Annotated in this window: 5 protein-coding genes; all 5 read left to right on the top strand. The window is 64.5% G+C overall.

Annotation, left to right across the window (positions count from 1 at the left end):
• A partial coding sequence (locus tag IEX10_RS19120; RefSeq protein WP_188678854.1) for a DUF3768 domain-containing protein occupies window positions 1-202 on the top strand: 202 nt, incomplete at its 5' end.
• Window positions 203-359: 157 nt separating this feature from the next.
• The gene (locus IEX10_RS19115) at window positions 360-2,333 is read left to right on the top strand and encodes a ParB/RepB/Spo0J family partition protein (protein WP_188678852.1); all 1,974 of its coding nucleotides are present in this window, start codon (window positions 360-362) and stop codon (window positions 2,331-2,333) included.
• A 77-nt stretch (window positions 2,334-2,410) separates the two neighbouring features.
• Window positions 2,411-3,004 (top strand): regulator, encoded by a 594-nt coding sequence (locus IEX10_RS19110; protein WP_188678850.1) that lies wholly within the window; start codon window positions 2,411-2,413, stop codon window positions 3,002-3,004.
• The gene (locus IEX10_RS19105; RefSeq protein ID WP_188678848.1) at window positions 3,004-3,660 is read left to right on the top strand and encodes a DUF6927 domain-containing protein; all 657 of its coding nucleotides are present in this window, start codon (window positions 3,004-3,006) and stop codon (window positions 3,658-3,660) included. Before IEX10_RS19110 ends, IEX10_RS19105 begins: the two co-directional genes overlap by 1 nt.
• Before the next feature lie 113 nt (window positions 3,661-3,773).
• Window positions 3,774-8,048, top strand: a complete 4,275-nt coding sequence (locus tag IEX10_RS19100) for a strawberry notch family protein (RefSeq protein WP_188678846.1) — start codon at window positions 3,774-3,776, stop codon at window positions 8,046-8,048.
• Window positions 8,049-8,062: the final 14 nt, after the last annotated feature.

Here is an 8,062-nt window from a genome sequence, read left to right as displayed (position 1 = left end):
AGCAGGTCGCCGCAATAGATGGTGTCATCATCTTGGAAATCTCCTCTCTTTTGATTGTGCGCCAAACCTATCCGCTAAGCGCGACCTCCTGCATGGAAACTTCTATGAGTCAGATTCCGATTTTCGCTACGGTGCCGAGGCCCCGGATAACCCGGAAACCACCATGCGTGTGCTGACCATCATGATGGCGCGCGACTGGTAGGCGAGGGGTAGCCTCAAGACCTATTTCTCAGCCTCCTAAGGCCCGCTGCCCCCTCAAAAGGCAAAGCGGGCCTTTTGTCCTTTTGATCCCCGAACCCGGGGATTGGTCGCGCAGCAGGTCGCGCTGGCCGCACCCTACCCATCGAAAAGGACATCCCATGACCGCAAGCTTCAAACCCGTCTCCGTCGCTATTGGCGATCTGACTGCCCACCCCGCCAACGTGCGCAGTAACTCCCCGGAAACCTATGACTCCGAGAACATCGCGCATCTGAAAGCCAGTATCGCCGTTCTGGGTCTCCTGCAGCCGCTCCTGGTCCAGAAGATCGACGGCAAATACGCTGTGCTTGCCGGCGGCCGACGCCATGCCGCGCTGAAGGAGCTGGTCGCGGACAAGGCCGCCAAAGGGGTCACCGCGAAAACCAAGGTCGACTGCCGCCTTGTGCCGGAGGATTGCGACGTGACCACGGCCCTGTCGCTCGCCGAAAACATCACCCAGGCGCCGATGAACGCGATCGACGAGTTCGAGGCCTTCGCCCGGATGATGGAGGTCGACGGCCAGACGCCTGAGACCATCGCCAAGACCTTCGGTACCACCGTTGCCGCCGTGAAGGGGCGGCTGCGCTACGGCCTCATTCACCCTGACATCCGCGCCGCAGCCCGGGCCAAAGCGATCACGCTCGATACGATGAAGGCCTTTGCCGAGCATCCGAGTCAGGAGGTGCAGAAGGAGGTCTTCGAGGCGCTCACGACGGAAGACAGCTATCTGCAGGCCTACACCGTCCGTCAGGCTCTCAAATCCCGCGGCGTGCAGGTCAGCGACGATATCGGGGCCTTCGTGCGCGCGGACTACGAGGCACGGGGTGGCGCCGTTGCGGCTGACCTTCTGGAAGAGCATTCGGTGCTCGAGGATGCCGCGCTGGTCGAGACGATCCTGCTCGAGAAGCTCGGTGTCGCCGCCGAGGAGGCGCGCGCGAAGATGGGCTTCGCCTGGGCCGATGCGATGATCCGCTATGACTACGCGACGATGGCCGAGTATGGCCGGGTCTACCCCGGCCCCGTCGAGCCGGATGAGGCCGTCCAGAAACGCGTGGATGAGATCACCGCCGAGCTCGAGAAACTGCAGCGCGAAATGGAGGATGAGGGCCTCGAGGACGATGCCTACAACGCCCTCTACGAACGCGTGGACGCTTTGGAAGACGAAGCACGCGATCTTCAGGAGGCATACAGCGCCGATGATCTCGCCCGCGCAGGCGTGGTTGCGTCGTGGTCGAGTGGACAGGTGACGCTGCATGTGGGCCTCGTGCGCCCTGAGGACAAGCAGGAGGCGTCTCGCAGCCCTTCCGGGAACCAGACCGGCAAGGACGAGCCCGACCCAAGCGAGATCACCTATCCGGTGTCGCTGGCCGAGGATCTCAAGACCGAACGTGCGATGGCCCTTGGCGCCGCGATGGCGTTGCAGCCCGAGGCCACGCTCGATCTGACCCTCTTCAAGCTGGTGAGCGACGTTCTGGGCAGCGGCATGAATGTCACGCAGGCGATCAAGGTCGAAGCCCGCAAGGAATACCGCAGCCATGCCAAGATGGACGACATCGATGGCACCTCGCTCGAGCAGGCGGCCGCGGCGCATGATGCGCTTGATCTGTCCTGGCTCGATGACACCCGCGCGCCCGCCGATCAGTTCGCGGCGTTCCGCGCGCTGGAGGCAGGCGAGAAGGCCAAGCTTGTCGCCTATGCCACCGCAAGCACCACGCAATCCTGCTTCGCGCGGGATCCTCGGCGCGACAGCCTCATGCATGACTTCGAGATCGAGATCATGCCCGACATCCGCGCCCACTGGACGCCGAACGCGGCTCTGTTCAACCGCTTCAAGAAGGCCTGGCTCCTGAAAATCCTCGGAGAAGATCTGGGCCTTGCCCAGGAGGCGGTGACGCTGGCCTCGTCGAGCAAGAAGGAGATCGTCGCCTTCTGCGACAAGCTCTTCGCCGAGCCCTTCGCCACGCTCACCTACGCGCAGCGCGCCGCGGTGGCCGCCTGGTGCCCGCCGATGATGCAGACCGTCGGAAGCGCGACGGACGAAGCGCCCACGGTAGAAACCTCGGAGCCTGACACTGACGTCGCGAAAGCGGCCTGAGCGACCCCCTCGACCCGCGCAAGGCTCAACCACCGCGCGGGTCGACCCTTTCCCACACCGAACAGAAAGACATCCCCATGGCTATTCTCAAGTTCTCCGCCTCCGCCGTCGCGGCGCAGATCGCCCATGCGCGCGCCTGCAAGACCTTCCTTCCCAACTGGAACGGACCCGTGGACAGGCCCGCCCTGATCCTCATCGTCGGCAATGGCGTGCATCTGCGCTCGAACGGCATCGACGGCACGACCACGCGCATTGTCACCACCGAGCAGGCGGATCCCTCCTTCGCCTTTGCCGATGGCATGAACCCGTTTCGGGACACCGACTGGATGGCGCAGCGCCGCATGGCGTTTCGCGACCTGACCGGGCAGTTCTACACGGACATCCTGGACGACGTGCAGGTGCTCATCGACCGGGGGCAGGGCACGATCCGGCTCGCCACGGATGGTCACAGCATCCGCGTCTTCGTGCGCCGGGCCTCGGACTATCTCATCGGCGGAGCCTATGATGTGCCCTCGGGTCTCGGGGGTACCTTCCGAGTCATCCTCAAGGATGCCTGTGACACCTTCGCGATCGTCCAGAACTGCGGCAATTGCGAGGATTTCGACACGATGCAGCCCTATCGCGTGCCGCTCGATGCGCTGATGGAGCTCGATGATCGGAGGGCGGCATAGTGGGATGGCTCTTTTACACCGACCGCCGAGTCCAGACCTACGCGGATGAGAAAGCGGAAATGACACGGCTCTGTACCTTCGAGACCGACATCCGAAAGACAGAACTGCTCAAGGCCTGCAAGGTGGGTTCAACCTGGTACGCGGCAGCGAGGGTCACAAACCCCCACGGATCTCCGGTCGAGGATGCGACCTATGTCACAGACCCTGACGGCTCCATCACCTTCGGTGCCGTATTCCTCACCCGATACGATGACGGCTGCTGGGGCTACAAGGACATGGAGGAAAGCGTTGGTCCCATCGAGTCCCGCGCGCCGCTCAACCTCCTCGCCCTGCTGTCCGAACTCAAGGACCCCGACAGCTATGCCCATGCCTGGCGCCGGCGCTGCCGGGACTGGGCTGCGATCCCGGACTACGAGGAAGGTGACAGGATCAAGCTCGCCGCCCCTGTGACGCTCACCGATGGCAGCACCTGCCAGATCGTCACCGTGACCCACTACAGGCGCGGTCGGCAGAAACGCCGCTGTTACCGCATCGAAGAAACGCGCGGTCTCGTGCGCCTGTCGAAAGCCTCGCTTACTGGATCGGTGCTCCTCAGCTCCGCAAAGGGCGCGGCCAGCCCGGTGTTGGCGGAGTTCCTGGCGGGGCAGGAGGATTGAACGACTAGACCATCAGGCACCGGCGCTTCCTTCGAGCCCTCTCTGCTCTTACAAAGTGTAGAGGGGGCTTTTTGTCTTTTGGAACTCAGACCCTGATCCAAAGGACAAACCCCATGGCCAAGCCAACCCCAACAAACCCAGTTCTTACCTTCTCCGATCCCGATCTTTCCACCGCTCTGAGGCAGATTGGAGCGGAGATTGATCACCAGCCCCTGCGCAGTTCGGCGCTTGCCCGTATCATGCGGGAGGCGTTTCATGGCAGCGATGCCAGTGGCGCGTGGGACTGGCGCATGGCCTATGACATGATGCAGGCTGCGGCTGTTCAGGGGTTGCTGCGTGGTGACGGCACCGAGGGTGGTATTGCCGCTGCAAAGCTGCTCGCCTCGCGGCTCCTGACGGAAACCCGCCGGTCAGAGCAGCAGATCCGGTTGCAGCAATTCTCCACGCCGTTGCCATTCGCGTCCCTGGCCGTGCGGGCGGCTGCGGTCCGCAAGGGCGAGACCGTGCTCGAACCATCCGCCGGAACTGGCGCCCTGGCCGCTTTCGCCACCCGCGCCGGTGCCAAGCTTCTGCTCAACGAGATCGATCCCTTTCGCCAGCGCCTGCTGCGGGCCGTCTTCGGGGGCGACGTGACGGGTCATGACGGCGAGCATATCGACGATATTCTGCAGACCCCGAGCCTGCCCGATGTCGTGGTCATGAACCCGCCCTTTGCCTCTTCGGTCGATCGCTCAAGGGACAAGCACATCGCCGCCAAGCATCTCATCGCTGCCGCGAAGCGCCTCGCGCCCGGGGGGCGGCTGGTGGCGATTATGCCGCCTGGGTTCACACCCGACCGTGATGCCGCGCATTGGTCGCGCGCCTGTGGGCTCCTGACCCCACGCCTCGCGCTGACCCTCCCGGGGCAGGTGTATCGCAAGCTCGGCACCTCAGTGGAGACCCAGCTCTTGGTCTTCGACAAGGTGCAGGAAGAGGATGAGCTGATCCGCACCGAAGTGCACGATCTCCAAGAGGCCTTGCCATATGTCGACGCCGTGGCTGCGAGCCGGCCCGAGATGCGCCCCGCCCAACGGGCGGCAGCGATCTCTCACGGGCGGCCGGTCGTTCCAGCATCTGTCGCGCGCAAGACCGCCGCCGGTGCTGTCGCCGCCTCCAAACCCCGGGCCAATGCCGCTATCCCGCTCAACTTCACAAGCCTTGAGGCCCCGCGCGACAACACGCCGGTCTCGGACATCTATGCGCGCTACCGTCCGCAGCGGATCGAGATCATGGGCGCACGGGAACACCCCACGCCGCTCGTTGAAAGCATCGCCATGGCCTCGGTCGCGCCGCCGGTGCCATCCTATGAGGCCACCGAGCCGTTGCGGCTGCCCGCCCGCCTTATCGAAGAGGGCCACCTCTCCGAGGCGCAGCTTGAGACCATCATCATGGCCAATGATGCCCATGGGTGCGATCTGCCAGGGCGTTTCACCATCGATGACGACCAGACCAAGCTGACGCGTGCCGATCATGACCCGGATGCGCGCTCCTATCGCCTCGGCTACTTTCTCGGTGACGGCACCGGCTGCGGCAAGGGCCGCGAATGTGCGGGGCTGATCCTCGCGGGATGGCTCGCCGGACGCCGTAAGGCCGTCTGGGTCTCGAAGTCCGCCACGCTCATCGAGGACGCCATCCGCGACTGGACCGATCTCGGCGGCTCGCCCGCCGACATTCAGCCGCTGTCGAAATGGAAACCGGATCAGCCCATCCCGATGGGTGACGGCATCCTTTTCGTGACCTACGCCACGCTGCGTTCGGCGGGCAAATGCGGTACCACACGGCTCAGCCAGATCCTCGACTGGATGGGTGACGGGTTCGAGGGCGTGCTGGCTTTTGATGAGGCGCATGCCATGCAGAACGCGGCCGGGTCCGAGCAGGGCAGGGGGGTCAAACCCTCCCAGCAGGGCCTCGCCGGGCTGCGGTTGCAACTTGCCGCGCCCCGCGTCCGCGTCTTCTACATATCGGCCACGGGGGCGACGAGCGTGCACAACCTCGCCTATGCCGCGCGGCTGGGGCTCTGGGGTCAGGGTCCCGAATACCCCTTCCCGAGCCGCGAGAGTTTCGTCTCGGCGATGGAAGCCGGCGGCGTGGCTGCCATGGAGGTGGTCGCACGCGATCTCAAGACGCTCGGGCTCTACACGGCCCGCGCGCTCAGCTTTGACGGGGTGGAATATGACGTGCTGGAACATGCGCTGACCCCGGCCCAAACCGAGATCTACGACGCCTATGCGGGTGCGTTTCGCACGATCCACCGAAATCTCGAGGCAGCCCTGACTGCCACCGGCGTCAATGACGCCTCGGGCGAGACCAATGCCTCCGCCGCACGCGCCTCGGCTAAGTCCCGCTTCGAGGGCACGAAACAACGGTTCTTCAATCATCTCCTAATGGGCATGAAGGCCCCGAGCATCGTCCGTGCCATCGAGGAAGATCTGTCGGCAGGCAAGGCTTGCGTCATCCAGGTGGTCTCGACGGGTGAGAGCCTGTTGAAGCGGCGACTTGAGACCATGGATCCGGAGGATGAACTCGTTGAGGGTGCCCTGACGCCTCGCGACTACGTGCTGGGTTATCTTGAGCAGGCCTTCCCGATCCATGCGCAAAAGCTGGTCGAGATCGACGGCAACATGGTTGCGGAACCCTTGCGCGACGAGACCGGCGCGCTGGTCGTCTCGCGCGAGGCGCTCGCCCTGCGCGATGCGGCAATGATGGAACTGATGACGCTGGCGCCGATCCCCTCGGCGCTCGATCAGATCCTCTGGGCCTTCGGCGACGAGGCCGTGGCGGAAGTCACGGGCCGATCGATCCGGCCACTGAAGGCCGAGGACGGTCATCTCTTCATCGAGAAGCGCGCCGCCAGCAGCAATTCCTCCGAGACCCAAGCCTTCATGGACGGCGAGAAGGATGTCCTGATCTTCTCCGATGCGGGCGGCACGGGCCGGTCCTATCATGCAGCTCAGACCGCGAAGAACCAGAAGCGGCGACGGCACTACCTGCTTGAGCCCGGCTGGCGCGCGGATGCCGCCATCCAGGGGCTGGGCCGCACGCATCGCTCGGCCCAGGTCAGCGCGCCCTTCTTCCGGGTCTGCACCTCGGATGTGCATGGCGAGAAGCGTTTTACTTCGACGATCAGCAAACGGCTCGACCAGCTGGGGGCGCTCACCAAGGGCCAGCGAGAAACCGGCTCGCAAGGCATGTTCCGCGAGGAGGACAATCTCGAAAGCCCGATCGCGCGGGCGGCGCTGCGCGGCTACTACGCCGATCTTGCCGCCGGACGCGCCGCCGCGATGAGCTACGAGAGCTTCACCGACTGGACAGCCCTGCGGCTGATCGACAAGGACGGGGTGCTGCTCGAAGAGCTTCCCCCGATCCAACGGTTCCTCAACCGGGTGCTGGCGCTGCCGATCCACATGCAGAACGCGCTCTTTACAGAGTTCATGAGGCGGATCGCCGATCAGACCGAACGGGCGCGGGCGGCGGGTACGCTCGATCTCGGCGTCGAAACCCTGCGCGGCGAAAAGATCGAACAGGTCGGGGCGGAGGACCTCTGGACCTGCCCGAAATCCGGCGCGGTGACGCGGATCATCGGGCTCGAGGTGACGGACCCGGTGCATGTGCTGTCCGCGGATGAAGCGCTCTCGCGCGATCCGGACAAACAGCCGATGGTCAACCGCGCGTCTGGCCGCGCGGCGCTCGTCTCGGCGCGGCCCATGCAGATGTATGACGAGGATATCGTCACACTGATGCGCAAGGCGGTGCGGCCCAACGGGTCCAGTTATCTCGAGGAGACCCGGTTTGAAGCCTCCGCCTGGGAAAAGATCGGGAAGTCCGAATTCATCCGGCTCTGGGATGATGAAGCAGCTGCTCTGCCAAAAACCACCACGACCAAGCTCTACCTGCTGACCGGGCTGCTCTTGCCGATCTGGAAGGACATCCCGACCACCAATGAGCGCATCTACCGGGTCACGCCCGACGGCGGAACCAGCATGATCGGCCGCACGCTGAGCGAGGAAGGGGCGGCAGCGCTGCGCGCACGCTTCCTCGTCTCCAACCCACAAACCCCAGAAGAAATGCTGACCGCCGCCCTGGGCACCACTGCCCAGGTCGATTTGGGCCACGGCCTGACCCTGACCCGCCGTCGGGTGGCAGGCGAGGTGCGCCTCGAGCTGTGCGGCGCCGACAAGGGCATGATCGAGGGTCTCAAGGCCATGGGGTGTTTCACGGAGATCATCGCCTTCCAGCTTCGTGTGTTCCTGCCGCATGGGGACGGTGTCGACATATTGGGCATCCTCTCCCGGATTGTTGGAACCGGACCAGACGCCACGCGGGACGTAACTTCAGTGGCAGCAGAATAGGCGAGGGGACGATC

The organism is Neptunicoccus cionae (assembly GCF_014643735.1).
Classification (GTDB): Bacteria; Pseudomonadota; Alphaproteobacteria; order Rhodobacterales; family Rhodobacteraceae; genus Amylibacter; species Amylibacter cionae.
The sequence above is the reverse complement of the archived record's forward strand: the minus strand, read 5'-3'. Positions and strand labels throughout refer to the sequence as shown.